At 68.2% G+C, this 24,365-nt stretch carries 24 protein-coding genes, 2 tRNA genes and 1 pseudogene; 8 read left to right on the plus strand and 19 right to left on the minus strand.

Annotated elements, in window-relative coordinates; translation table 11 throughout:
* Positions 1–9: 9 nt before the first annotated feature.
* From hisC to OG884_RS36895, 9 genes are all read right to left on the minus strand, one after another.
* Positions 10–1,068, minus strand: coding sequence for a histidinol-phosphate transaminase (gene hisC / locus OG884_RS36855; RefSeq protein WP_326640665.1), 1,059 nt, complete (start codon positions 1,066–1,068; stop codon positions 10–12).
* Positions 1,065–2,333: an amidase gene (locus OG884_RS36860; RefSeq protein ID WP_326640666.1), complete on the minus strand. Its 1,269-nt coding sequence runs from the start codon at positions 2,331–2,333 to the stop codon at positions 1,065–1,067. Before OG884_RS36860 ends, hisC begins: the two co-directional genes overlap by 4 nt.
* Positions 2,330–3,319, minus strand: coding sequence for a hypothetical protein (locus tag OG884_RS36865; RefSeq protein ID WP_326640668.1), 990 nt, complete (start codon positions 3,317–3,319; stop codon positions 2,330–2,332). Before OG884_RS36865 ends, OG884_RS36860 begins: the two co-directional genes overlap by 4 nt.
* 62 nt (positions 3,320–3,381) lie before the next feature.
* A complete protein-coding gene (locus OG884_RS36870) occupies positions 3,382–4,383 on the minus strand; it encodes an ABC transporter substrate-binding protein (RefSeq protein WP_326640669.1) in 1,002 nt (333 codons plus the stop codon).
* 20 nt (positions 4,384–4,403) lie between these two features.
* A complete protein-coding gene (locus OG884_RS36875; RefSeq protein ID WP_326640671.1) occupies positions 4,404–5,192 on the minus strand; it encodes an ABC transporter permease in 789 nt (262 codons plus the stop codon).
* The gene (locus tag OG884_RS36880; RefSeq protein WP_326640673.1) at positions 5,189–6,055 is read right to left on the minus strand and encodes an ABC transporter ATP-binding protein; all 867 of its coding nucleotides are present in this window, start codon (positions 6,053–6,055) and stop codon (positions 5,189–5,191) included. Before OG884_RS36880 ends, OG884_RS36875 begins: the two co-directional genes overlap by 4 nt.
* 95 nt (positions 6,056–6,150) lie before the next feature.
* Positions 6,151–6,561: a nuclear transport factor 2 family protein gene (locus OG884_RS36885; RefSeq protein WP_326640674.1), complete on the minus strand. Its 411-nt coding sequence runs from the start codon at positions 6,559–6,561 to the stop codon at positions 6,151–6,153.
* On the minus strand, positions 6,558–8,069 hold the full coding sequence (locus tag OG884_RS36890; RefSeq protein ID WP_326640676.1) for an FAD-dependent oxidoreductase: 1,512 nt from the start codon (positions 8,067–8,069) through the stop codon (positions 6,558–6,560). Before OG884_RS36890 ends, OG884_RS36885 begins: the two co-directional genes overlap by 4 nt.
* Positions 8,066–9,070, minus strand: coding sequence for an ABC transporter substrate-binding protein (locus OG884_RS36895; RefSeq protein ID WP_326640677.1), 1,005 nt, complete (start codon positions 9,068–9,070; stop codon positions 8,066–8,068). Before OG884_RS36895 ends, OG884_RS36890 begins: the two co-directional genes overlap by 4 nt.
* A gap of 264 nt (positions 9,071–9,334) precedes the next feature.
* Between OG884_RS36895 and OG884_RS36900 the strand changes: the two genes are divergently transcribed.
* The gene (locus tag OG884_RS36900) at positions 9,335–10,129 is read left to right on the plus strand and encodes a polysaccharide deacetylase family protein (protein WP_326640679.1); all 795 of its coding nucleotides are present in this window, start codon (positions 9,335–9,337) and stop codon (positions 10,127–10,129) included.
* 107 nt (positions 10,130–10,236) lie between these two features.
* Here the strand turns inward: OG884_RS36900 and OG884_RS36905 are convergent, their stop codons facing one another.
* The gene (locus tag OG884_RS36905) at positions 10,237–11,187 is read right to left on the minus strand and encodes a DUF6282 family protein (RefSeq protein WP_326640681.1); all 951 of its coding nucleotides are present in this window, start codon (positions 11,185–11,187) and stop codon (positions 10,237–10,239) included.
* 110 nt (positions 11,188–11,297) lie between these two features.
* Between OG884_RS36905 and OG884_RS36910 the strand changes: the two genes are divergently transcribed.
* The 3 genes and pseudogenes from OG884_RS36910 to OG884_RS36920 all read left to right on the plus strand — a co-directional run.
* Positions 11,298–12,104, plus strand: coding sequence for an IclR family transcriptional regulator (locus tag OG884_RS36910; protein WP_326640683.1), 807 nt, complete (start codon positions 11,298–11,300; stop codon positions 12,102–12,104).
* On the plus strand, positions 12,101–12,583 hold the full coding sequence (locus OG884_RS36915; RefSeq protein WP_326640685.1) for a RidA family protein: 483 nt from the start codon (positions 12,101–12,103) through the stop codon (positions 12,581–12,583). Before OG884_RS36910 ends, OG884_RS36915 begins: the two co-directional genes overlap by 4 nt.
* Positions 12,584–12,720: 137 nt before the next feature.
* A pseudogene (locus OG884_RS36920) lies at positions 12,721–13,017 on the plus strand (5,10-methylene tetrahydromethanopterin reductase); the annotation flags it as partial.
* 112 nt (positions 13,018–13,129) lie between these two features.
* Here OG884_RS36920 and atzF read toward each other — a convergent pair.
* From atzF to OG884_RS36965, 9 genes are all read right to left on the minus strand, one after another.
* Entirely contained in the window at positions 13,130–14,920 is a 1,791-nt protein-coding gene (gene atzF, locus OG884_RS36925; RefSeq protein ID WP_326640686.1) for an allophanate hydrolase, read from the minus strand.
* An 85-nt stretch (positions 14,921–15,005) separates the two neighbouring features.
* Entirely contained in the window at positions 15,006–15,707 is a 702-nt protein-coding gene (biuH, locus tag OG884_RS36930; protein ID WP_326640689.1) for a biuret amidohydrolase, read from the minus strand.
* Positions 15,704–16,297, minus strand: coding sequence for an isochorismatase family protein (locus OG884_RS36935; RefSeq protein ID WP_326640691.1), 594 nt, complete (start codon positions 16,295–16,297; stop codon positions 15,704–15,706). The genes biuH and OG884_RS36935 overlap by 4 nt, the downstream gene beginning before the upstream one ends.
* On the minus strand, positions 16,294–17,436 hold the full coding sequence (locus OG884_RS36940; RefSeq protein ID WP_326640693.1) for a BMP family ABC transporter substrate-binding protein: 1,143 nt from the start codon (positions 17,434–17,436) through the stop codon (positions 16,294–16,296). The genes OG884_RS36935 and OG884_RS36940 overlap by 4 nt, the downstream gene beginning before the upstream one ends.
* A 12-nt stretch (positions 17,437–17,448) precedes the next feature.
* Positions 17,449–18,363 carry an ABC transporter permease gene (locus OG884_RS36945; RefSeq protein ID WP_326640695.1) on the minus strand — a complete coding sequence of 305 codons (915 nt, stop codon included), beginning with the start codon at positions 18,361–18,363 and terminating at the stop codon, positions 17,449–17,451.
* A complete protein-coding gene (locus OG884_RS36950) occupies positions 18,350–19,417 on the minus strand; it encodes an ABC transporter permease (RefSeq protein ID WP_326640697.1) in 1,068 nt (355 codons plus the stop codon). The genes OG884_RS36945 and OG884_RS36950 overlap by 14 nt, the downstream gene beginning before the upstream one ends.
* A 34-nt stretch (positions 19,418–19,451) precedes the next feature.
* Positions 19,452–20,984 carry an ABC transporter ATP-binding protein gene (locus OG884_RS36955; protein WP_326640699.1) on the minus strand — a complete coding sequence of 511 codons (1,533 nt, stop codon included), beginning with the start codon at positions 20,982–20,984 and terminating at the stop codon, positions 19,452–19,454.
* Positions 20,965–21,699, minus strand: a complete 735-nt coding sequence (locus OG884_RS36960; protein ID WP_326640700.1) for a GntR family transcriptional regulator — start codon at positions 21,697–21,699, stop codon at positions 20,965–20,967. The genes OG884_RS36955 and OG884_RS36960 overlap by 20 nt, the downstream gene beginning before the upstream one ends.
* Before the next feature lie 120 nt (positions 21,700–21,819).
* Positions 21,820–22,383: a carboxymuconolactone decarboxylase family protein gene (locus tag OG884_RS36965; protein ID WP_326640702.1), complete on the minus strand. Its 564-nt coding sequence runs from the start codon at positions 22,381–22,383 to the stop codon at positions 21,820–21,822.
* A gap of 456 nt (positions 22,384–22,839) precedes the next feature.
* Here OG884_RS36965 and OG884_RS36970 point away from each other — a divergent pair, with 456 nt between their 5' ends.
* The 4 genes from OG884_RS36970 (at position 22,840) to OG884_RS36985 (ending at position 24,285) form a co-directional block, all read left to right on the plus strand.
* Entirely contained in the window at positions 22,840–23,370 is a 531-nt protein-coding gene (locus tag OG884_RS36970; protein ID WP_326640704.1) for an NAD(P)-binding domain-containing protein, read from the plus strand.
* The gene (locus OG884_RS36975; protein WP_326640706.1) at positions 23,371–23,730 is read left to right on the plus strand and encodes an imine reductase family protein; all 360 of its coding nucleotides are present in this window, start codon (positions 23,371–23,373) and stop codon (positions 23,728–23,730) included. It begins immediately after the preceding gene.
* 405 nt (positions 23,731–24,135) lie between these two features.
* Positions 24,136–24,211, plus strand: a tRNA-Met gene (locus OG884_RS36980).
* Position 24,212: 1 nt separating this feature from the next.
* A tRNA-Arg gene (locus OG884_RS36985) sits at positions 24,213–24,285 on the plus strand.
* Positions 24,286–24,365 lie beyond the last annotated feature (80 nt).

Below are 24,365 nucleotides of genomic sequence, written 5' to 3' on the forward strand. Positions count from 1 at the left end.
GAGATCGTCTCACCTGAGACCTCCAACTGACAAAGTCCTGATAGCCGCGCGGAGGCGGTCCATTCCCCGCGGCGTCGGGACCGATATCCGGAGGTGGCCGGGAACGCCCAATGCGGTGCCGGGTCTGACCTGGACCCCGTGGCTGCCCAGGTGGGCCGCTGCGGCGCTCTCGTCCGGAACCGGTACCAAGACGAAGTTCGCCTGGGAGAGGTAGGGCTGGAGGCCAATGGCCCGGAGTTCGTCGACGAGTTCCAGACGCGCCTTGATCGCATGCTCGCGCACTCGGGTGAAGTGCGCCCTATCCCGCAGCGCGGCCAGAGCACCTGCCTGCGCCAGGCTGTTGACAGAGAACGGCGTGCGTACGCGCCGCAGGATCGAGATCACCTCGGTCGGCGCGATCAGGTAGCCGATTCGCAGACCGGCCAGGCCGTACACCTTGGAGAAGGTACGCAGCACGGCGAAGCCGCCGAGATCCAGCAGACCTACCGCCGAGGCACTCTCGGGCTCGTCGCAGAAGTCGATGTATGCCTCGTCGACGATCGTGAACGTAGAGCGTGCCGCTCGCAGGAAGTTCTCGATCTCCGGTCGTTGGTGAGCGGTTCCGGTCGGGTTGTGCGGGTTGACCACATAGGCGATGTCGGCCTCCACTTTGGCCATCGCGTCGAGGTCGTGCACCCCGTTGACCAGGGGCACGCCGGTCACCGTGCCGGCAACCAGCCTGGCGCTGATCTCGTCGATCCGGTAAGCAGGATCTGCGGTCACCACGTGCCCACCCTGAGCGAGATACGCCGTGGCGACGAGCACGATCAGTTCGTCGGAGCCGTTGCCGACCAGGATCTGCTCGGGGTCGACGCGATGGTAGTCGGCCAATGCCGACCTGAGTTCGCTTGCCAATGGGTCGGGATAGCGGTGGATTCGACGGATCGCTCGAGCGATCGACGTGCCCACCTCGGGTGAGGCGCCGAGGGGGGATTCGTTGGAGGCCAACGAGCCTTCCTCGTCCCTCGCGGGGCGGCCGGGCACGTACGCCGGCACGTCGAAGATCCAGGGGCGCGGAGCTAGGGTCATCGGCGTGCCATCCTCGGATCACGTTCCATCCATGCCCGTGCGAAGGCGAGCAGGTGTTCATCCCGGTCGGGAGCGGCGACGAACTGTACGCCGATCGGCAGTCCCGCGCTTCCGACAGCCAGGGGGAGGGAGATGGCCGGGAACCCGAAGGCGGACCAGGGCTGGCAGAAGATCGGATCGCCTGTCCAGGTCAGCCCGCGGGGAGCCTCACCGACGACGCAGGGCGTGACTACCACGTCGCACTCCCCGAGTCGGTCGGCGACTGTGGTGGCGAGATCTCTCAGCGTCCGTCGCGCGCCTTCAAGCACTCGCCGGTCGATCGCGGCACCGAGGTCAACGACCTGCCGCAGCTCCGGACTCAGCAGCTCAGGCTGTGCTCGGGCGACCGCCCCCATCTGCCGGGCGATGCCGCTGCGCACCACGTCCCAATGAGCGGGGATGACGGCGACAAGCTCGGCGTCCAGATCCACTTGCCGCAGTTGGGCGCCGGTCTCGGCCAGCGCGTCGCAGGTGTCGTCGACAGCAGCCCTGGAGCTGGGCTCCGCATGGTGCCACCAGGGGGTCCGCAGCACACCGACCACTGGGTGTCGTGGCATCGGTGACACATCCCGCACTGAGTCGGCTACCGCGCTGAAGAGTGCCGATACCAAGGTGGCATCCGCCCCTAGCAGCCCAATGGTGTCGACCTCTGGGCTCATTGACAAGGCTCCGTCGATCGGGACTCGGCCATGGGTCGGCTTGAATCCGACGACGCCGCAGAACGACGCCGGACGAAGAGTCGAAGCGATTGTCTGGGTGCCGAGCGCGAGTGGAACCATGCCGGCCGCGATAGCCGCGGCAGAACCACTGGAAGAGCCGCCGGGTGTCCGGGCGGAGTCATGCGGGTTGGTGGTCGGGCCAGGGAAAGTGACCGCGAGCTCGGTGGTGACGGTCTTGCCGGCGATCAGCGCGCCGGCGGCGCGCGCACGGCGCACAACCTCCGCGTCATGTTCCGGGCGTCGGCCGGCGAAGGCGGCAGAGCCGCGCTCGGCGGGCATCGAGGCGACGTCGATGGTGTCCTTGACACCCAGAGGGAGGCCGCGAAGCAGTCCTTGCTCGGCCGATGGCTGGTTGTCCTGGCCGAGGCGATCGGCCTGCGCGAGGAGCCCGGAACGGTCCAGGTGCGCCCACGCGCTGACCCGGTCCTCGAGGTGCTCCACCGCCGCCAACGTGCGGCGTACGTTCGCCTGATGGTCACCATGGATCCAGCCGTTGCTCTCGGTCATACCCGGTGCTTCTCAAGCAGCGCCGGGCTGAACAGTTCTTCGATGTCGCAGATCCGCTGGGAGAGGCCCTGCTCGTAGGAGTACCGTACGGCGGCCTCGAGGGTCGCCCGGTTGGCCTCGACGCCGTAGGGCCAGTAGTCCTCGCCGAACTCGCGGAGCGTCCGCTCGTGCTCGAGCTGGTAGAACGGCAGGATGTTCGAGGATGCTCCGTGATCGCGGCTCTCCTGGTAGGCCAGGTCGCGGGCCTGTGCGAAGGCGGTGACCAGGTTGCCCGGCACCCAGGGTGCCCGCTCGACCACGTCTCGGCGGACGGTGACCATGTGCATGATCGGGAAGATCCCGGTACGGTGATACGCCTCGACCTCGGCGGCCCGCGGGTCCGCGAAGAGCCTGGTGACCGCTGGGTTCCCGGCCAGCCAGCTCGGTGGGGGAGATGCGGTGATCAACGCGTCGATGGCGCCGTCGACGAGCATCTCGTCGAGACCGCGGTCGGGCTCGTGCCGCAGTGAGATCGACGCGGGCAGGTTCAGCTCGATCCGCTCAAGCCGTCCGGGAACCTCCTGGCCGCCCTGCACCCACTGGACCTGCTCGGCGCGGACACCATGGTCGTCGCTGAGGAAGCCGCGGATGAACAGGGCTGCGGTCATGTGATATTCCGGGACGCCGATGGTCTTGCCGGCGAGGTCTTCGGGGCGGGTGATCCCGGCGTCGGCGTGCAGGAAGACGTAGGCGCGGCGGAAGACTCGCGAAGGGAAGACAGGCAGCCCGACGAACGGCGAGGTGCCGTTCGCGGTGGCCATGATGTGCGCCGAAAGGGACATCTCGGCTATCTCGAACTCCAGATGGCGCAGTTGCCGCCAGAACAGTTCGACCGGGCCGATTTCCATCGAGTTCAGGTCGATTCCATGCACCGGCACTCGGCCGTCGCGCAGGGCGCGAGTGCGGTCGTAGGAGCCGCAGGCGAATGACAAGGGCAGAGCGGACACGGGTTCCTCCCAGGGAACGGGCCGGATGGTGGATAAGTCCGGCGGAAGTCGGAAGGCCGGGGCTAGGAGACGAAGTCGTCGGTGAAGTACTGATCAGTCGGCTTCGGCGCCTTGATCACTCCGGCGTCTTTGAGACTGGCCAGCATCGCGGTCCACTCAGCCGCGTCCTGGGCGCCGGTAAAGGGCTTCGGTGCCCCCTTGACGTACAGCGTCCATTGGGTCATGGCCGCGTCGCGGCTGAGCACCTTGGTGCGCTTGAGGAGGGCGTCGATGGCCGCATCCGGGTCGGCGATCGCCTCGTTGAACGCCTTCATCGTGGCTCGGTTGAATGCCTTGACGGCGTCGGGATGGTCCTTGGCGAACTCGGTGGTGGTGATCAAGCCGGTCCCTAGCAGGGTCAGGCCGTAGTCGGTGAAGGTGATCATGTTCAGCTCGTCGAGTGGAGCGATGCTCACCGCGGAGTAGTCCACGAAGCTGATCGCGTCGACCTTGCCCGCGGCGAGGAACTGGGCCTTCTGGCTGGCAGCGAGATTCTCGATCTTGACCTCGTCCAGGGAGATGCCGTTCTGCTTCAAGAACGCCGGCAAGATGCCCGATTCGCTACTGCCCAAGGTAATGCCGATCGTCTTGCCGCGCAGGTCCGCCGGAGTCTTGATGCCCCGGTCCTTGTTGGAGACGATCGCCAACCCGTTGGAGGTCTTGAGGCCGGCCACCGAAACCAGGTTGCCCACCTCTGTCGCCTGGATCGACATGGCCGCGCGCTCGGCCTCGACGATCTGGTTGGCGCCGCCGAGAAGCGACTGGATGGCCGCGCCGGAGCCCTGGCCCTCGCGAATCTCCACGTCCAGGCCTTCGTCGCTGTAGTAGCCCTTGTCCAGCGCCAGGAAGAACGGGGCGTCCCAAGCGTTGTACAAGAAGCTGGTCTGGAAGCCGATCTTGGTGGCGCCTTCGCTGTTCCCGCTGCCGCAGGCGGTGAGGGCGAGCGCCAACACTGCGGTGAGGAGGGTCCTGAGCAGCGTCGTGCCACGCCGCACCGGTCCCTGGGTAGACCCAATGATGTTCATGTGTGCCTTTCTTGTGCGACTCAGCGCTTACGGGTGCGCAGGATGATTGACTCGAGGACCTCGATCACCATGTAGAGAGCTACGCCCAGCACAGTGAGCGCGACGATGGTGGCGAAGAACAACGAGGTCTGCAGGGTGCTGTTGGCCTGCAGGAGCAGGTACCCGAGGCCCTGGGAGGACTGGACGAATTCGGCGACGATCGCGCCGATGATGGCCAGCGCCATCGCGAGTTTCAGACCGACGAAGAGGTTCGGGAGAGCGAATGGGAACGAGATCTTCCAGAACGCCCGCCAGCGGCTGGCGCCCATCGAGCGGTTCAGCATCCGCAGTTCCAACGGGATGGAGGTCAAGCCGAGAGCCATGTCCACCACGACAGGGAAGAAGGCGATCAGCACCACCATGATGATCTTCGAGGTGTAGCCGAAGCCGAACCAGATCACGAACAACGGAGCCACGGCGATCTTTGGCACCACCAGGGAGCCGACCAGGAGTGGGTAGATGGTCTTGTGAATAGCCGGTACGGAGGTGATGGCGACCGCGACGATGATGCCCAGCACGGCCGCGATCACGAAGCCGGCAACGGTCTCGATCAGAGTCGGCCAGGTGTGCTCGAGGATCAGGGACCGGTTCTCCCAACCCGCCGAGACGATGTCGCTGGGAACCGGCAGAATCGCCGGTTTGACGTTGAAGGCGGGTACCAGGATCTGCCACAGCACCAGCAGGACGAGGCAGAGCGCGGTGGGATAGCCCGTAGTCGAGAGAAGATTGATGATCTTGGCGCGTCTGCGCAGGCGGGCTTCCTCGGTCATGCCGTGTTTCCTTCGGGCTGCTCGGTCTTGGCCTGACGGAAGACCCCGACTCGGGTGAAGGTCTCGCGAATGTGCGCGGCGTACTGAGCCTGCTTCTCGCGCCCGGTGTCTTCGAGGCGACGCGGCCGGGGAAGGTCGATGTCGATGATCTCGGCGATCATGCCCGGCCGGGGGGTCATCACCAGCACCCTGTCGCCGAGGAAGACCGCCTCTTCGATGTGGTGGGTGATGAACAGCACCGTCAGGTCGCGGCCGCGCTCCACGCATACCTGTTGCAGGTCCATCGAGAGCTGGTCGCGGGTGAGGGCGTCCACCGCTGAGAACGGCTCGTCCATCAGCAGTAGCTGAGGATCATGGATCAGGGCGCGGGCGATGCTGACCCGCTGCTTCATTCCGCCCGAGAGCTCGCGCGGGTAGAGCCGCGCCGAGCCCTCCAGGCCGAGGGAGTCCAACAAGGCCATTGCCTTGTCCCGATGCGGCGCCGGGTCGATGCCGCGCATCTCGAATTGGAGCAGGACGTTGTCCAGGACCGAGCGCCACTCCAGGAGCACGGAGGTCTGGAAGGCGATCCCGCACTGGTGGTAGGGCTTGTCGATGAGCCGACCATCGATACGGACCTCGCCGGAGCTCGGTGGCACCAGACCGGAGATCATCGTAAGCAAGGTGGACTTGCCGCATCCTGAGGGGCCCACGACCGACAAGAACTCGCCGCGGCGAATGTTCAGTGTCGTCGGCGACAGGGCGTGAGTGATGCCGGTCGCCGTCCGGTAGGTCTTCGACACCTCCGACAGGGTCACGATGTCGTCTGCGACCTCGACGTGCTTGCCGTCGTCGGTGCCACCGACTCCGGTTACCGCATTCATGGACTTCCTCTCCAAAAGATCTGAAATATCAGACATATAAGCACAAAAATAGACTTATAGGATTTTCTGTGCCAACGTGCGTCGGACGCACGGAGCTAGGCCGGGTCGATGCCAAGCACGGACCCGGGGGCGGCCACGGCCATGTCGTTGAAGACGAACTGCTGCACGATCAGGCCGTCAGCCACGAGGAACACGTCGCAGTAGCGGACGTCGTCGATCCGGCTGCCGTCATGACACTCGCCGTACAGTCGGCCCCGCGAGGTCACCACCGTCCGCCCCTGGTCGTCGGTGCCGCAGGCGTAGTGATCTCGATGCTTGCGCAGGCTGCGGAACATCTGTGCGGCGGTGTGCATCAGGTGTGCCACGGAGCCGAACAGCACCGGACCCGGGAACTCGATGGTGAAATCGGTGCTGACGCACGACAAGACGCCGTCGAGATCGCGGTCCTCGTAGTGCTGGAGGTAGCGTTCGACCAAGGCGACCGCGCTCGGATCGGAATAGCTCATCGGTCTGCTCTTTCTTCTGGTGGAGTCTGGAGGTCGGCGACCGAACGGTCCCGAGGAGCGCAGGCTCGGTTCGCCAATCGTTCTCCCAGGGCGCGGCCCAGGCTCAGCGCCGGAGTCACCATCATTCCGCCGCAGTAGGCGTCACCCCCGGTGGCGCCGCATCCGATCGCTTCGCCGACTGCGCTTAGGCCCGGGATGATGCTGCCGTCGGTGCGCCTGACCCGAAGCTGGGAGTCGACATCGATGCCGGCGAAGGAGACCGAGACCTGTCCGCGCAGGCGCAGTGCGAAGTACGGAGCCCGGCCGATCGGGTGACGTCCGCGCAGGCGGCCCAGCGGATCGTCGGCGGCTCCGCCGGCGAACCGATCGAAGTCCTCGATCGTGGTGTTCAACCGTCCGGTGGGGAGACCGGCTGCTTCGGCCAGCCCGGGGATGGAGTCGGCCATGACCAGGTCAGGCCGGGTGTTCGCGTGGCGAGTGAAGTCCGCCACCGACCAGCCGGGGACCAGCCGGGGCCCCGGCAGCTCCAGTGCGGCGGCATCGAAGACGGCCCAGAACTGCCAGCCGGGAAGTGCCGCGAGAGCACGCTCCTTGCGATCGATGCTCGGGTCGTCCTCCGCGATGAACCGGCGGCCCTGTTCGGTCACGTAGATCTCGGCCGGCTCCCGCTCCTGGGCGATCAAAGCGACGCGCTCGACCGTTCGGTCGATCCGGCCGGAAGTCCCCGGATGCTCCAGGCAGCCGAAGCCGGGCAGTTGTCGTCCGGTGCTCGCGACGGCAGCGCCAAGCTCCTGGGCGAGGAGAAGGCCGTCGCCGGTAGAGGTCGGCGAGGCGGCGGAGACGGCTGCCGGGGCCCCGTCGAACTCGGCAAGGAGTTCGGGGCTGCTGGCGAACCCACCGGTTGCCAGCACCACCTCGGTGGCGGTGAGAAGCCGACTGCCGTGGCGTCCCTCGGTTTCGATCTCGATGCAGGAGGCGGTGGCTCGCAAGCCCACTACGGCGGTCGCCAACCAGACCTCGATCGAACCGCGCCGCTGCCACTTCTCCAGTTCGCCGTGGAGAACCTCCAGGATCGAGAGCCCTCCCGAACGGCCGTAGTAGGTGCGCGGGATCGAGTAAGGCTCGTGCCCGTAGAGGATTCGTGGTGTTTCCGGGTCGACGTCGAAGCCACGATCCAGCAGCCACTCCACGGCGTCGGGCGCCGCGGTGACGGCCTGGCGGACCAGGTCGGCCCTGGACAGGCAGTGGCTGATCCGGTCAAGGTCGGCGAGGTGGTCTTCAACTGTGTCGGTGATCCCGCGCTTGCGTTGCAGTGAGGTGCCGGCGGCAGACAGATGCCCGGTCGAGTAGTGCAGGGTGCCGCCGATACGGTGGCTCTTCTCGATGACGAGTACCTTGGCTCCGGCAGCGGCGGCGCCGATCGCACAGGGAAGACCTGCGGTGCCGGCTCCGATGACGATCAGCGAGTGCCCGCCGTCATCGGAGGTCTCTGGGATGGTCGGGTTCATCGTTCACCCGACAGGTAGTCGTTGGTGAAGTAGTCGCTCAGCGGCTTCGTGGTGGAGATGAGCTTGGCGCCGAGCAGGCTGTCCAGCATGGCCGACCAGCTGGTGTCGGACTGCCGGCCGAAGCCCTTCTCCTTGGACTCCGGATCCAGATCGAACGACTCCTGATACAGCTTCCACTGTGTGGTGGCCGCCGCGGCAGGCATGACCGGGCTCCGCTTCATCAGCGCGTCGACAGCGGGGCCCGGGTCCTGACGAGCTTCGGCGAACGCCTTGGCGGTGGCGCGCAGGAAGCCGCGCACGGCGTCGGGGTGCTCCTCAAGCCAGTCGTTGCGTACGACGAGGTTCAGCCCGGTCTGGCTGATCCCGTGCTCGGAGAGTCGCATCAGGTTCAGCTTCTCCAACGGCTCGATGCTGACTGCGGAGTAGTCCACGAAGGTGATCGCGTCGACCTTGCGGGCCTTGAGGTACTGAGCCTTCTGGTCGGGTCGCAGGCTCTGGATGGTGACGGTCGACGGATCCACCCCGTTGACCTTGAGGAAGGAGTCCAGCAGCTTGGCGTCGGTGCCGCCCATCGAGATGCCGATGCTCTTGCCCTTGAGATCGGCCGGCTCCTGAATGCCGTCGGACTTGTAGGACACGATGGTGGAGCCGAATCTGTCCGCCAAGGTGGCGACCGAGACGAACCCGCCGGCCTCGGCTGCGAGGATCGCCGTCGACCCTCCGTCGGACTCCACTATCTGGTTGGCGCCGCCCAGCAGCGACTGGATCGAGGCCGAGGAGCCTGTGCCTTCGCGAATGGTCACGTTGAGCCCCTCGTCCCGGTAGTAGCCCTTGTCCAGGGCCAGGAAGAACGGGATGTCCCAGCCGCCGAAGAGGAAGGAGGTCTGGAACCCGATATCAGTGAGTTTCTCCGAGGAGCTCTTCTCGGTACCGCCGCAGGCGGTGAGTGAGATCACCAGCACTGCAGCAGTGAGGGCGGTGACCCAAAGGCGTGGACGCATGGTTCCTTCTCTCGACCCCAAGTGTCTGATATTCTAGATAAAAGCCTGACATTCTGGACTGAGGCGCCCAGGCTAACCGTGGTGTGGTGGCCGGTCAACCCTCGAAATCACCTGTGTCCGGTCGTCGTCGCGGCTGGACCGGTGCCGACGCCCTTGGAGTCATGGATGAATCCCGAGTCGGAGATCCCCGCAGGTTCGCTTCCGCCGTACCGTTACTCCGCGCTTCCGGCGCGTCCGCGGCTGGACTGGCCAGGGGGTGCCAGTGTGGCGTTCTATCTGGCAGTCAACCTGGAGCACTTCGTGCCGGGGGTGCCGTCGACCTCGATCGTCCCGGCGACCGCCGGGTTGCCTGTCGACCCCCTCAACCACGGGTGGCGTGACTACGGACTCCGGGTCGGTATCTGGAGATTGGTGGAGACCGTTGACCGGCTGGGCGTGCCGGTGACCGCGATCGTCAACTCCGATGTCTGCGCGCACTACCCAGAGGTGATCGAGGCCGGTATCGAGCGCGGCTGGTGCTGGGTCGCGCACGGCACGTCGCGCTCGCGGCTGCACACCGGCTTCTCCTCACCCGCAGAGGAGCGAGCCCATCTCGAGCAGATGCTGGACGTGCTCTGCGCTGCGACCGGGGCGCGGCCAATGGGCTGGCTCGGCCCCGCCCTAACCGAGACCGAGGCCACGCTGCCGCTGTTGGCCGATCTGGGTCTGAACTACACTCTGGACTGGTGTCACGATGATCAGCCGGGAGCGGTCGCGGGGCTCAGGGAGTTCGTGACGGTGCCGTACTCGGTGGAACTCAATGACATTCGCGTCTTCTTGGACAAGGCGATGCCCGGGGAGCAGTACGTGCGGATGTGTCTGGACTGGCTGGACCAGCTCAAGCTCGACCTGCCGCAGACGGGGCGGGTGCTGCCGCTGCCGATCCACCCCTTCGTTGCCAACCAGCCCTCTCGGCATCGTTACTTGGAAGAAGTGCTGTCAGTGGTGATGGCCGACGCCGAGGTGTGGCCGACCACCGCTGACCTGATCGCCCGGGCATATCTGGGTGCCGACGGCTGAGCGTGGCTGTCCACCCGTCGGACTCTGGCGGGTGGGCAGCCGGCCGGGCGGGAGGAGTCAGGTCTGTCAACTATCTCGATATTGGGCTCTGGCGCGATCGTCGACAGTCAGTCCTCGTCATGGCTCCAGTAGGGCACCGCTGGGCGCGGCGGCTGAGCGCCGTTGTCGAGTCCGAGGATCCGAGCCGGCACGTCTCGAATCATCGTGTAGACGTCCTCCTCGGACACGCCCTTCTCGAAGACCGTCTGGGCGTAGATGCGCAGCGCCTCACTCGGCAGGGGGTTGTGTCGCTGGCCGCAGTCGGAGACCAGCACGCAGTTCTCAGCACCCAGCACGTTGACCGCTTCGACGACCTCCTCGACGAGGCCGACATGCCACATCGCCGAGTAGTCGCAGTAGCCGAGTTCGGCAATGCCGCCGAGCTGCACCAGTTCCTTGAGCTCGTCCATGGACAGGCCGGGTGCCTTGTAGAAGGGGTGGGTGATGACCACGTTGGCCACGCCGTCGGCTTTGGCGCGGATCAGCAGTGGCTTGATCTCCGCAGGGGAGAGGTGCGAGGTGGCCAGAACGCCGTTGTGTTCGGCGATCAGGCCGATGATCTCGATGACCTCCGGCTTGAGGGCACCGTGTTCGTCGAGCACGGTATAGGTGGGCCCGCCGACTCGGCCGCCGCTGAGTCCGACCAGCGTGCCGGTGCCGCCGTGGACCTCGGCGTGGTAGGCGGCGTCCACGGTCGGCATCCAGACGAACTTCCCGCCCAGCTTGAGTGCCACCTCGACGGCTGCAGGGTTCGCGAACCCGACATAGGAGTTCAGCACGACGCCCCCGAAGACCTCGATCCCGGGGACGGCCCCGTTGGCGAAGTAGGAGCGACTGACGGTGTTCTCATGGTGGCACTTGATCACCATCGCCCGGAGTCCTGCGTCGCGGGCCGCGGTCACCAGATCGATGTCGTCACCAAGTCGGGGAAAGATGTCGGGGTGCGAATGGACGTGCATGTCGATCGCCCCACGTACATCGATGAGCGGACCTCCGAAGCCGGTCAGCTGGCGTGTCATATTGGGTTCCCCTGTCTCGAACAGACTGTCTCAAATGTTAGACTAGACTCCGCAATCCTAGACAGGACAAACCGGGCAGGTCAATCGTCCCCGCGAACCTAAGGAGTGGTGTGCCCCAGAAGATCGCAGCGCCGGCGACGTCGCGTACCGCTGAGCGCATCGTCGACCTGTTGACCCTCCTAGGAGACAGGGATGCGCAGCTGACAGCCTTGGAGATCGCCGCGGCCTGCAACATCCCGAAGAGCAGCACTCATCAGCTGCTCAACTATCTGGCTACCCGCAACTTCGTGCGCTACGACCCGGTGAAGCGCACCTGGGCGCTGGGAGTGGCGTTGTTCGAGCTCGGTGCCGCATATCGCCGGGGTAGGCCGTTGGAGGAGATAGGCCGCGGAATCCTGATCGAAGTGTGCCAGGCGACCTCGACCACCTCTCACCTGGCAGTTCGCGACGGGGCCGAGGTGCTCTACATCGACAAGCAGCAGCAACGTACCGGGAGCGCGATGACCCAGCTCGTCACCGAGACCGGCATCCGGCTGCCCGCCCACCTGACCGCTGTTGGCAGAGCCCTGCTGGCAACGTCGAGTGATGCGGAGCTACGCGACCTCTACCGCGACTACCCCTTCCCGCGACGCACGACATTGGGTCCCCGGACGGTCAGCGAGCTCATCGAGGATCTGAGACAGGTCCGGGAGTTGGGTTATGCGCTCGAGTCGGGCCTGACCACCGCCGGGATCACCTGCGTCGCGGCAGCCGTCTACGACCATGAGGCTCAGCCCGTCGCCGCCCTGGGCATCACATTCGTGACCGACCAGATGAGCCCGGATCAGGTCGCCGAGCACGCTGGGACCGTCTGCGAGTTCGCGGGGAAGCTCTCCCGCGAGCTCGGTTGGCGGCCCCTCATGGAGGGGGCCAGATGAACCCCGAGCCGATCACCGTCGTCACCTCGACAGGGAGCTGGACCCTGCCGCCCCCTGCCCGCCCTGCGGGGCGGTACCAGGAGATCACTCGCTCGGGGAAGCTGCTGGCCACCTCTGGTCACGGGCCGGTGGATGGGCCAGGAGTGGCCACCGTGGGCACCCTGGGCCTCGACCTGAGCGTGGAGCAGGGGCGTGCTGCTGCCGAGTCGACGATGCTCCTGGTGCTGGCCAGCCTGCATGAGGAACTCGGCTCTCTCGACCTCGTGGAGCAGATGTTGCACGTCCAGGTCTTCGTGCGCTCGACACCGGACTTCACCGAGCATCCTGCGGTCGCCGATGGGGCTTCGGCCGTCTTGATCGACGTCCTGGGGCCTGACCGTGGGGCGCACAGCCGGACCGCGATCGGCGTCGCATCGCTGCCGTTCGGCATTCCCGTGGAGATCCATCTGACCGCGACTACCCGTGAGGAGGACCAGTAGGCGCTGACCCGCCGTCACTCGGTTGGAGCTTCTGGACCGGTTCGCGCTGATCTGCGATCCGCGCTCGCGGCGCGGACGACGCCACTCACTGACCTGGGTCCTGGCGGTGGTGGCCTGTGCGACGGTGGCGGTGGGCGGTAACTGTGGGCAGCCCCCAGGAAGTCATCGACAAGACCCTGACCTTCCGGGAGTCCTTCGGCGACTACCAGCGTCAGCTGTTCCTGATGGACCACGCCGGGCTCCCGCTCAAGACGGTGCTGGAGCAACTCGACATCCTCGGCGAGGAGGTCGTCCCGGTACTGCGCGGGGAGTTCGCCGCCGGCAGGCCGGCCGAGGTGCCGGACGGCCCCACCCACGCGGCCCTGCTCGCCAGGCGCGACATCGAGGGGGAACCGGGCGGGCAGCCGCCCGCCCCGTCCGGTTCCCCGCTCTGACCGGCCCGCGTTCGTTCACCCGTCTCACAGCGGAGGGGGCACGACCGCCGTCTCCCCCACCGGCCGAGGCCGGAGGTGGTCGACCCCCTCGGCGGTGATCGGCCCGCGCGGCTCAAAGGCGTGAATCAAGGTAGGCGGGCCAGCTCTGGTGGGCGGTGATGTCCGGGGCGTGGGTGAGCGCGTGGGGCTCGCAGAGGAAGCCGTGAACCTGACGGCCGTCCTCCAGTTCCACGGTTCCCAGGCCGAGCGGGGGCGGGATCCGCACCAGAAGCCTGCCGAGAGCCTCGGGGGTCATCCGGTGGAGTTCGACCTCGATGTGGGCTCCCGCGGGATCCCTGATCATTCCGGGACGGTCGCCCAGGTCGTGGAGACGGTAGGCGGAGGCCGTACGGGCCAGGCCGTGGCGGACCGCGCCGAGGGCGACGAGCTGGGGGTGGAGGGGCTGGCCGGTGCGGTGGGCGCCGACCACCGCCAGCAGCGTGACGTCCGCCGGTTCCGGCGGAGTCCGGCTCGCGAGGGAGGCCACGGCCACCCGATCCGGGAAGGCGGAGGTCTCCGTCACCTGGTGGGAAGGCCCGAGGGACTTCGCGGGACCGAGGGGTTCCGCGGGCTCGTCGAGGAAGGCCGCGCCGAGACCCGCGAGCAGACCGTCGGAGCCCGCGGGGGCCAGCAGGGTCACTCCGTGGGGCCTGCCCGCGGGGGTCATGCCCGCCGGTACGGCCACCGCCGCCAGATCCAGCAGGTTGGCGAAGGTCGTGTAGAGACCGAGGGCGGCGTTCCGCCGGATGGGGTCCTCGGCCATCTCGGCCAGGGTGAACGTGGTCGGCACGGTCGGCACGACCAGCATGTCGATCTCCCGCCACACCGGGGCGGTTTCCGCGCGCAACTCCGCGAGCCGGTGCAGCCCGCGGAACACCTCCACCCCGGTGATCTCCCAGCCGGATCCGAGCACCTGCCGGGTCACCGGATGCACCTCGTCGGGATACGCGGCGACGAAGTCCCCCACCGCGGCGAACCGCTCGGCGAGCCATGGTCCCTCGTAGAGCAGCCTCCCGGCTTCCAGGAACGGCGTCAGGTCGATCGGGACGATCTCGTGACCGAGCTCGGCCAGGCGCGTGGTCGCCTCGGTGAAGCCCGCCGCCGCGCCCGGATCGCCGAGAAACTCCGGACTCCGGGGCACGCCGATCCGTCGCCCCCGCGCGGGGGCGACGGGGACGGGCGAGGGCAGTTCCCGGGACCAGGGGGCGCCCGGATACGGCCCGGCCATGACCGCGAGCGCGGCGGCCGCGACGGACACCGAGTTCGCGAACACGCTCGGGCAGTCCAGCGACGCGCACGCGGGGACCACGCCCACCGTCGGGACCAGACCTCGGGACGGCTTGAGCCCGACCGTCCCGGTCATCGCCGCGGGGACCCGGCCCGAACCCGCCGTGTCCGTGCCGACGGCGAAGTCCACCAGCCCCGCGGCCACCGCGACCGCCGATCCCGAACTGGATCCGCCTGAGATCAACCCGGCCACCAGCGGCGACTCGCACGCCCCGTAGGGACTGCGCGTGCCGGACAGCCCGGTGGCGAACTGGTCGAGATTGGTCTTGCCGATCAGCAGCGCCCCGGCCGCGACCAGCCGCTCCACCAGGGGAGCGGAACGTGCCGGATGATAGGCGAAGGCCGGGCAGGCGGCCGTGGTGGGCAGTCCCTCGACATCGACGTTGTCCTTGACCGCGAACGGCACCCCGTACAGCGGGCCGTCGGGGTCGAGCCGAGCCAGGTCGGCGAGGACCTCCTCCTCCGGCCTGAGTGTGATCCACACCCCGTCGTCGCCTCGCTCCTTGATCCTCCGGAAGATCTCGGTGACCCTGGCCGCCAGGTCCTCTCCGCCTCTTCTCGCCGTCTGGGCCTTCATGCCCTTCCAAACCTCCAGGCTCTCCCCGGTCCCTGCGGCCCTTCCGCCTTCCCTGGCTTCTCCGGTCCCGCGGACTCTCCCGTGCTCAGCCGACACGCTCCCCCGCCCCGAGCGCCCGCAGCAGAGCCGACGAGGGCGCGATCGCGCCGAAGACCCCGCCCTGCATCGTCACCATCTTCAGCGCCGCCTCGTAGTTGCCCTTGTCGGTGGCTCCGGTGCAGTCGGTCAACAGCAGACACTCGTAGCCCCGGTCGTTGGCCTCCCGCATCGTGGTGTGCACGCACACGTCGGTGGTGATGCCGGTCAGGATGAGGTGGGTGATCCCGCGGGTGCGCAGCAGCAGATCCAGGTCGGTGGCGTAGAACGCGCCCTTGCCGGGCTTGTCGACGATCGGCTCGCCCTCGATCGGGGCCACCTCGGGCACGATCTCCCACCCGGGCTCGCCCCTGATCAGGATCCGCCCGCACGGTCCCAGGTCACCTATCCCCGCGCCGATCCTGCGTGACCGCCAGAGCTTGTTGGGCGGGCAGTCGGACAGGTCGGGACGGTGGCCCTCACGGGTGTGGATCACCAGGAAGCCCCGTTCCCGTACGGCCGCGAGCACGGCGGCGGTGGGTTCCAGGCCTGCCCGGGTGAGAGAGAGGTCATAGCCCATCCGGTCGACGTAACCGCCGGGGCCGCAGAAGTCGACCTGCCAGTCGATACAGATCACCGCAGTGGTGGCGGGGTCCGGCCCTCCGTTGAACGGCCAGCCGTAGGGCTCCGCCTCTATCTGTGGATATCTCATGAGGTCGTCCTCTCGGTCATCAGGGTGTGCAGGGCTTCCACGACGGCCCCGCTGTCGCCGACCGCTCCGAAGATCCCGCCCGACATCTCGATCGTGGACAGTGCCGCCGCCGTGAGATCGGGCTCGGCGCTCGTGCAGGCGTCGGTCACGAGCAGGCATTCGTAGCCTCGGTCGTTGGCCGCCCGCATCGTGGAGTGCACGCCGGTCTCCAGGCAGCACCCGGCGATCAGCAGCAGATCCCGCTGGGCGCCCCGGAGCACGGCGTCCAGACGACTGCCGTGGAAGCCGTCCCACCCGGCCGCCCGGATCAGCCGGCCGGGGTGAAGCACGGGATCGTCCGTCCCCGGCGCGACCGGCCTGGGCCTCGGCCGTACGGACATCTGGATCGGGGGCCGTACGCCTACCGAGAGCACCCGCCCTCCGGCCCGCCGCACGGCCGCGGCCAGCGTCTCGGCCGGGTGATCGGCGTCGGTGGGCCGTTCCCGTCCCGGGTGGAGGGGGCAGGCCACGACCAGCAGGGCCAGCCGTGCCGGGTCGAGGCCGCCGTCCCAGGGCCACGGGTACGGGGTCGTCCCCTCGACGAAGGTCACGACTTCGGCAGGGAGCCGACGACACCGGCGACAAAGTAGTCGATCTTCTCGATCACCTCGTAGTCGGGGATGGTGCCCTCGGGGACGCGGACCGTGCCGGTCTGGTCCACGACGGGCCCGGCGAACGGGGAACCCGCGGCCAGCCCGTCCTTCGCCTTCTCGATCGCCGCCTTGGTCTCCGCGTCGACCGGCGGTCCGTACGGCGACTGCACGAAGGGGTTGTCCCCGGTCTTGTAGCCGACCCGGAAGTTGGCGTTGTACTTCGACCCGGTGAACGTCCCGGCCCGTGCGGTCTTCACGATGTCGGCGTAGAGCGGGCCCCAGTTCCACTGGGAACCGGTCAGCCAGCCCTTGGGGGCGATCGAGGAGGCGTCGGCGTGGTAGCCGACGGTGAACTTCCCGGCGGCCTCGGTGGCCTTGATGACCGTCGCGGTGCAGTCCTGATGCTGGGTGATCACGTCCACGTCCTGCTTGAGCAGGTTCGCCGCCGCCTCGGCCTGCTTGGCCGGGTCGCACCAGGAGGAGGTGTTGACCGTGTAGGTCTTCACCGACGGGTTGACCGACTGGGCTCCGAGCTGGAAGGCGTTGATGTTGTCGATCGTCTGGGTGATCGGGAAGGCGTAGACGTAGCCGAGCTTGCCGGTCTTCGTGGCCTTGCCCGCCGCGATCCCGGCCAGGTAGACCGGCTCGTAGACGGTGCCGAAGAAGGTGCCCGCGTTCTTCGGGGCGGCCCCGGTGATCAGATTGCCCTGCTGGACCACCACCACGTCCGGGTGCTCGGCGGCGACCTTGAGCGCCGCGTCGAGGTGTCCGTAGGAGGTGGCGAAGATTATCTTCGCGCCTTTGGCGATCATCGAGTTCATCACCCGGGCGGCGTTGTCGTCCTCTGGCACGTTCTCCGCGGTGATGACCTCCAGGTCGGGAAACGCCTTCGCCACCTCCTGGCTGCCCTGGTAGGCCGCCTGGTTGTAGCCGTAGTCGTCCTTGGGGCCGACGAAGACGAAGCCGACGGACGTAGCGTCCTTGCCGGGGGCACCGGTGGCCCCGCCGGGTTGTGCGGCCTGGGTGGTTCCCGCGGTGTTGGCCGAACAGGCGGTCGCCAGCACGGCCAGCGCCCCGAGAGTAACGATCTTTCGCATAAGGGGTCTCTCCTACCTGGATGAAACGGATTCGAAGACACGGCGCAGTTCCTCGGGGGCCGCGCGCAGCGTGCGCTTGCCGAGGACCGCGAGGATCACCAGAGTGATCACGAAGGGCAGGGCGTCGAGCGCGAACTGGTTGAGCGCGTACCCCCGGGCCTGCAGGGCGGGGGCCAGCGCGAGCGCCGTCCCGAACAGGTAGGAACCCGCCATGACCCAGAGCGGCCGCCACGCGGCGAAGATCACCAGGGCGACGGAGATGAATCCCCGGCCCGCCGTCATCCCCTCGAACCAGGCGTGCGCGTAGGCCGTGGACAGCTGCGCGCCGCCGATCCCGGCCAGCGCGCCTCCGGCGACCACCGCCAGGCCCCTGATCAGGCCGGGCCGGTAGCCGTGGACGTGCAGCACGTCGGCACGCTCCCCCGCGGTGCGCAACAGCAGTCCGCCCTTCGTGCTCCGCAGCCACCACCAGAGCGCCGGGGCCGCGACGAAGGACAGGTAGGTGATCCAGTCGTGCTGGAACAGCACCTCGCCGACCACCGGGAGGTCGGCCAGCAGCGGCACGTGGACGGGAGCGAAGCCCGGGGCGGCCTCGCCTACGTAGGCCGCCCCGTACAGGCTGGTCAGGCCCAGGCCGAGGAACATCAGCGTCAGGCCGGTGGCGAACTGGTCGGCTCCCCGCCAGACCACCAGGAGGGCGTGGACCAAGGCGAGCAGCGCGCCCGTCGCCGCACCCGCCAGTATTCCCAGCCAGGGGCTTCCGGTTTCGGCGGCCACCGCGTACCCGCCGAGTGCACCGACGAGCATGCATCCCTCGGTGCCGAGGTTCACCACCCCGGCACGCTCGGACACCGTCTCCCCGAGCGCACCGAACATGATCGCGGTTCCGCCGCGGACGCCGCCCGCGAGCACGTCAACGAAGAGCATCCGTCCCTCTTCCCGTTCCCTTCGCAGCCCAGCCGAGTACGGCGAGCAGTACCAGGCCCATCAGGACGTTCACCGCGGCGGCGGGCAGACCGCTGTCGAGCTGGAGGCTGTCCCCGCCGATGCTGATCGCGGCCAGCAGGAACGCCCCGCCGACGGCGGGCAGCGGCTGGTGTCTGGCCAGCCACGCGGCCAGGAAGGCGATGTAACCGATGTTCGCGGTCAGCCCCGGGCGGAGCTTGAACTCCACCCCGGCCAGGTGGACCATGCCCGCCAGCCCGGCCAGCGCCCCGCCGAGCAGCATCGCGGTCAGCAGCAGCCGTTTCACCGGCAGCCCGGCCCGCCGCGCCGCCTCGGGGTTGCCCCCGATGACGCCGAGGCGGAATCCGAAGGCGGTGCCGCGCAGTACCAGCCAGACCGCGACCGCCGCGACCGCCGCGACCACGAGGCCCACGTGCACCGCCGTGCCGCCGAGCAGCGGCAGCCTCGCCGCGACCTCCAGCGGTCTGGTCGCCGGCTGGCCGGAGCCGGCGGGGTCCTTCCACGGCTCGTAGATCAGGTAGAGCATCACGTCCAGCGCGACATAGTTGAGCAGCAGGGTCGTGACGGCCTCGTTGACGCCGACGGTGAGCCGCAACACCGCCGCGATCCCGGCCCAGAGCGCCCCGCCGAGGGCCCCGGCCACGAGCATCGCGGCCAGAGCCACCGGCCCGGTCGAGTCGAACGCCAGGCCCGCCCCCGCCGCGCACACCGCCCCGATGATCACCTGCCCCTCCCCGCCGACGTTGGCCAGTCCGGCCCGTGCGGGCAGCACCACGGCCATCGCCGCGAGGATCAGCGGGGTCGCCTTGATCGCGATCTGCTCGACGCCGGCCGCGGTGAAGGTCGAGACGACCATGTCGGCGAGCGCGGTGACCGGATCGGCCCCCTTGACCAGCAACAGCACGCTGAAGATCGCCACCGCTCCGGCCAGGGCCCCCACCCATCGCCGTATCGCCCGCACGGCATCGGCGGTTCGGGCTGGAGCCGGCTCCACGGGCGTGAGGGTCACCGTCATCGGACCCCGTCCTTCCGGTTCGTCCCGGCGGCGGTCACGACACCCCACCCAGCATCAGCCGGCCGATCTCCTGACGGTCGGCGTCCCCGGCGGGGACAATTCCGGCGATCTCCCCGTTGTGCATCACCGCGATCCGGTCGCTGATGGCGATCAGCTCGTCCAGGTCCTCGGAGACGACCAGCACTCCGGCCCCCGCGTTCCGCCGCTCCAGCAGCAGTTCCTGGGTGCGCCGGGTGGTGGCGACGTCGAGTCCCCGGCTCGGGTAGGCGGCCACCACCAGCACGGTGTCCTTCCTGCCGAGCGCCCGGGTGAGCATGACCCGCTGGATGTTGCCGCCGGACAGTTCGGCCACCCGCCGATGCCCGGGGGCCATCCGCAGCGAGACCCGCCCGTCCAGCTCGTCACTCGATGTGCCGACCTGCCGCCAGTCCACGTTCAGCCACCGGCGGGGGATCTCCGGCAGGCCCAGCGCCATGTGCTCCACGACGCTCAGCCCCGGAACCACCGCGTCGGCGACCGGGTCCTCCGGCACGTCGGCCACCCCGGCCGCCAGTGCCTGCCGGGGCCCGGTCAGCCCCGTTCCGGCCGCTGTCACGGTGCCCGAGGCGGCCGGCCGCAGCCCGCAGGCGACCTCGCACAGCTCCCGTTGCCCGCTGCCCGCCACGCCGGCCACCCCGACGAGTTCGCCGGGCATCACCTCCAGGCTGACATCCCGCAGCCGCAGCACCCCGCTCTCGCCGTACGCGCTGACCCCGGCCAGGCGCAGGGCCGGGGGGCCCGCGTCCCGCGGTGCCGGGCGGCTGTCCGGCAGCGGGGGTACGGCCCGGCCGACCATCGCCTCGACCAGCTCGGCGTCGTCGTACGCCGTCGGATCGACACCGTTCAGCACGACCCGGCCGGCACGCAGCACCGTCACCCGGTCGGCGATCGCCCGCACCTCGTTCAGCTTGTGCGTGACGATCACCACTCCGTAGCCGCTCGCACGCAGTCGCCGTACCACCGTGAACAGCGCGCCGACCTCCTGTGGCGCGAGCACGCTCGTCGGCTCGTCCAGGATCACCACGCGTGACCCGGTCATCAGGACCTTGAGGATCTCGGCACGTTGCCGTTCCCCGATCGACAGGTGGGAGATCCGGGCCCGGGGGTCGACCGCCAGCCCGTGTTCGGCGGCGGCCTCGGTGATCCGCCTGGACAGCCGGGCCGGTCTCGGCCTGCCCGGCAGGGCCAGGGCGATGTTCTCCGCGACGGTGAGGGCCGGGACCAGGCGGAGGTCCTGGAAGACCATGCCGATGCCGAGCGAGCGGGCCCGCGCCGGGCTGGTCATGCGGACCTGGGCGCCGTCCACGGAGACCTCCCCGGAGTCGGGGCGGTGCAGGCCGTACACGAGCTTGAGCAGGGTGCTCTTGCCCGCGCCGTTCTCCCCGACGAGGGCGTGCACCTCCCCGGCCCGCACGTCGAAGTCGATCGCGTCGTTGGCCAGGACCTCGCCGAACCTGCGGGTCAGTCCGCGCACGGCGAGCAGGGGGAGGTCGATGATGTCGGTGGGACTAGCTTCGGTCAGGGTCATGGCGCCTGCCTCGGTTGAGGGCCATCTGAGTGATCGCGTGAGCGGCGCGCCGCTCCACGACGTCCATCGACTCCCCCACGTGGCGGTGCATCGCGGTCAGGGCCTCGGCGAGCCGCCCGGCCAGAACCTCCTCGGCGATCTCCAGGTGCTGGAGGATCGTGAGGGTGATGCGGTCCGCGGTGAGGAAGTCGTACATGCGCACCGCCCGGATCCGCGCGTTGACGGATTCCAGGGTGCCGGTCAGGGCCGCGTTCCCCGAGGCGCGGCTCATCGTGATGTGGAAGTCCTCGTCCATCAGCACGAACTGCGGGTCGGGTTCGGGCTGGTCGTCCCGCATCGCCCGCCACTGGTCCCGGAGCGGCTCCAGGATCGCCGCGTCATGCCCCTGCACGTTGGCATCCAGGGCACGGCTGATCCCGCGCAGCTCCAGGGTGATCCGCAGTTCGTACAGATCTCTGAGATCGGACAGGTCGGGTTGGGCGACGTAGTAGCCGCCGTCGGAGCCACGCTCGACAAGGCCGTCGGCGAGCAGCCGGACGAGGGCCTCGCGCACCGGGGTCCGGGAGACCCCGAGCAGCGAGGCGACCCGTTCCTCGACCAGCCGGGTCCTGATCGCGAACTCGCCCAGCATGAGCCTGCGGCGCAGCTCGCCGTACACCTGATCACGGCGCAGCCTGATCGGCGTATCCCGCTCTGTATACAGCCCCGTATCCATGGGCCATAAACTAGGGAGGCCAGATTTCCCGACAGGTCGGATCACGTTAATTCAGTGCGGCAATACCCTCACACATCGTGGGATTCCCCGGTGCGCACAGTGGTCGAATCGGAGGGACTCTTACGCGTCGTCGCCGTCCCAGGCGTAGGCCTGGAACGGCGGGTCGAGGGGGGCGTCGATCAGCCGGTTGGCGAACGTGGAGATCGTGTAGGCACCGACACCGAGGACGACCTCAAGGGCGTTCTGCGGCGTGTAGCCGGCGCCGAGGAACGCCCGCGTCTCCTCGTCGCCGACCGCGCCGCGGTGATCCATCACCGCGAGGGTGAACGACCGCAGCGCCTCCGAGCGGGCGTCCGCGAGGGGCTTCTGTGCCCGCAGTGCCTCGATGACCTCGGCCGGAGCCTCCAGCCTGACCAGCGTGACGGTGTGCATCGCCACGCAGACATGGCAGCCGTTGCGGGTGGCGACCGTCAGAATGACGATCTCGCGCTCGATCGGGGCCAGGGTGGTCTGTTCGAAGACGGCGCTGGCCGTCAGGAACCCCTTGAGTAGTTGCGGGGAGGTGGCCATCCGGCCGACCGGCGCGGGGATGAAGCCGAATTTCCGCTCCACTCCCTCGACCGTGGCGCGGGCGTCGGCAGGGGCGCTCTCGGCGGTGTGGGTGACGAAGACGTCGTGGGACACGGGGACCTTCTCTCTGGATTCTCCGGGCACGCCGAAGACGGGCCCGGCGGACGCACGCTGAGACAATATCGTCAACACGGTTGTCTATATAGTAAACATGGTTGACGACTTTGGCAATGATCGAGGCCGGACTCCCCTACGGAGACATCGACGTCTTCCGAGGTGGCCACAACCACCAAGCCCTCGCACGGAGAAGGCTCCGAATTCCAACCTGAATCCGACGCGTACATCCTGGCTCGCGGCGCGCTCAAACGCCTCGGCCGCGTCGACCTGGCATACCTGGCCGCCGGCCGCGATGCGCTACCCGGAGGAAAGCGACGCCCCCAAGGGTTCCTGCCCAAGATCGGCCCTTGACCTCAAGTGTGGCTGAGTTTCTAGCGTGGTTCTTGATTGACAGGCCGCAGTGACCCCGGACAGGGAACCGGCGCCCCGGCAACTCGAGAGAAAGCAACATTCATGACCACTACCTCTGGAAATACCAGCACTCGATCGGCCGTGACTGTGATCGGCTTGGGGGAGATGGGCTCTGCGCTTGCGGGGGTGTTCCTGGACAGCGGGCACCCGACCACGGTGTGGAACCGTACGCCGGGAAAGGCCGACGCTCTGGTCGCCAAGGGGGCGCGATGGGCCGCGACCGTCCGTGATGCGGTCGCCGCCGGCCCGCTCGTGATCATCAGTGTGAAGGGCAACGCCGCCGCCCGTCGGATCCTGGAATCGGCGGGCGACGCTCTTGCCGGCCGCGCCGTGGTCAACCTGACGGATGGGACATCAGCGGAGGCCAGGGCAGTGGCCGAGTGGGCCGCGGACCAAGGAACGGAGTACCTCCACGGACAGATCATGACGATCGCCCCGGGTGTCGGGCACCCGGAGACAGTGGTGTTCTATGGCGGCGCGGGCGCCGTGTACGACCGCTATCGCTCGACGCTTCGGCTTCTCGGTGGCCGAGGGGGCCTGATCGCGGCCGGTGCCGGCATACCGGCCTTGTAGATGGCCGTGCACGGCACCATGTGGGGAACGCTCGACGGATTCCTGCACGCGGCCGCGCTGCTGTCGAGCGAGGGCATAGAGGTGAAGCGGTTCTTGGACCATGCCGGCGCATCGATCTCCGCGCTGTCGGCAGTCTTGCCGTCGATCGCCGATGAGGTCGATCGTGGCGAACACGCGGCGGAGTACGGGGCGCTCCAGCATCACCTGCCGTCGGTCGAGGACCTGGTCCGGGAGAGCCGGGCGCGAAGCATCAATGATGAGTTTCCCGGCTACACCCGGGCACTGGTGGCCAAGGCCGTCGCAGAGGGCCATGCCAACGACGGCTACTCACGCCTGGTTGAGCACTTCAGAAGACAGTGAGTTCTAGGCAGCGAGGGTTCGACCGGGGCCTGTTCAGTAGATCCTGGTGGGGTTCGTCTGATAGGTCCGCTCCGTGACTGAGGACCGTTTGAAGCGGCACGATCTGACCGATGAGGAGTGGGCGCGGCCGGAGCCCGCCGGGCTCCGGCCGCCGACAAGGCCTGCTCCTCTTCCGCCGGGGCTCCTGGAGAAAACGCGTTGCGGCCGGTTCCGGAGATCCGGCATCCTCATATCAGGTCAGTCGAGCTTCACCAGGAGGGATCATGCGCCGCAATCACGGTCGGAGCCGTCGCGTCATGCGTGCTCGTCGCCGTATGCGCATGCCCCGGGAGGCTCGCGTCTGACACCCGCCGTCACGACGCGAGCCGTCCCGGACCGCACGGTCCGAGACGGCTCTTTCCTTGGAGCGGGTGAGGGCGCTGGTGTGCTCGGCGGTTTCATAAGCCGCTGTGGGCGGGTTCGATTCCCGCACCCGCTACCAAGCCTCTGTGGCGCAGTGGAGAGCGCGCCTGCTCGCGGAGCAGGAGGCCACTGGTTCGATTCCAGCCAGAGGTGCTAGACCCTGCTGGTTAACTCGCGACATGTGAGCGGCCGGTCCGTGATGTGATTCGTTGTGTCCTGAAAGTATGTCGTGC

Source organism: Streptosporangium sp. NBC_01755, assembly GCF_035917995.1.
Taxonomy (GTDB): Bacteria; Actinomycetota; Actinomycetes; order Streptosporangiales; family Streptosporangiaceae; genus Streptosporangium.

What these genes read in the sequence shown, in the direction of transcription:
- hisC (WP_326640665.1), bottom strand. Translation starts at nt 1,068, where the DNA reads ATGACCCTAGCTCCGCGCCCCTGGATCTTCGACGTGCCGGCGTACGTG.
- OG884_RS36860 (WP_326640666.1), bottom strand. Translation starts at nt 2,333, where the DNA reads ATGACCGAGAGCAACGGCTGGATCCATGGTGACCATCAGGCGAACGTA.
- OG884_RS36870 (WP_326640669.1), bottom strand. Translation starts at nt 4,383, where the DNA reads ATGAACATCATTGGGTCTACCCAGGGACCGGTGCGGCGTGGCACGACG.
- OG884_RS36875 (WP_326640671.1), bottom strand. Translation starts at nt 5,192, where the DNA reads ATGACCGAGGAAGCCCGCCTGCGCAGACGCGCCAAGATCATCAATCTT.
- OG884_RS36880 (WP_326640673.1), bottom strand. Translation starts at nt 6,055, where the DNA reads ATGAATGCGGTAACCGGAGTCGGTGGCACCGACGACGGCAAGCACGTC.
- OG884_RS36885 (WP_326640674.1), bottom strand. Translation starts at nt 6,561, where the DNA reads ATGAGCTATTCCGATCCGAGCGCGGTCGCCTTGGTCGAACGCTACCTC.
- OG884_RS36890 (WP_326640676.1), bottom strand. Translation starts at nt 8,069, where the DNA reads ATGAACCCGACCATCCCAGAGACCTCCGATGACGGCGGGCACTCGCTG.
- OG884_RS36895 (WP_326640677.1), bottom strand. Translation starts at nt 9,070, where the DNA reads ATGCGTCCACGCCTTTGGGTCACCGCCCTCACTGCTGCAGTGCTGGTG.
- OG884_RS36905 (WP_326640681.1), bottom strand. Translation starts at nt 11,187, where the DNA reads ATGACACGCCAGCTGACCGGCTTCGGAGGTCCGCTCATCGATGTACGT.
- OG884_RS36915 (WP_326640685.1), top strand. Translation starts at nt 12,101, where the DNA reads ATGAACCCCGAGCCGATCACCGTCGTCACCTCGACAGGGAGCTGGACC.
- atzF (WP_326640686.1), bottom strand. Translation starts at nt 14,920, where the DNA reads ATGAAGGCCCAGACGGCGAGAAGAGGCGGAGAGGACCTGGCGGCCAGG.
- biuH (WP_326640689.1), bottom strand. Translation starts at nt 15,707, where the DNA reads ATGAGATATCCACAGATAGAGGCGGAGCCCTACGGCTGGCCGTTCAAC.
- OG884_RS36940 (WP_326640693.1), bottom strand. Translation starts at nt 17,436, where the DNA reads ATGCGAAAGATCGTTACTCTCGGGGCGCTGGCCGTGCTGGCGACCGCC.
- OG884_RS36945 (WP_326640695.1), bottom strand. Translation starts at nt 18,363, where the DNA reads ATGCTCTTCGTTGACGTGCTCGCGGGCGGCGTCCGCGGCGGAACCGCG.
- OG884_RS36950 (WP_326640697.1), bottom strand. Translation starts at nt 19,417, where the DNA reads ATGACGGTGACCCTCACGCCCGTGGAGCCGGCTCCAGCCCGAACCGCC.
- OG884_RS36955 (WP_326640699.1), bottom strand. Translation starts at nt 20,984, where the DNA reads ATGACCCTGACCGAAGCTAGTCCCACCGACATCATCGACCTCCCCCTG.
- OG884_RS36960 (WP_326640700.1), bottom strand. Translation starts at nt 21,699, where the DNA reads ATGGATACGGGGCTGTATACAGAGCGGGATACGCCGATCAGGCTGCGC.
- OG884_RS36970 (WP_326640704.1), top strand. Translation starts at nt 22,840, where the DNA reads ATGACCACTACCTCTGGAAATACCAGCACTCGATCGGCCGTGACTGTG.
- OG884_RS36975 (WP_326640706.1), top strand. Translation starts at nt 23,371, where the DNA reads ATGGCCGTGCACGGCACCATGTGGGGAACGCTCGACGGATTCCTGCAC.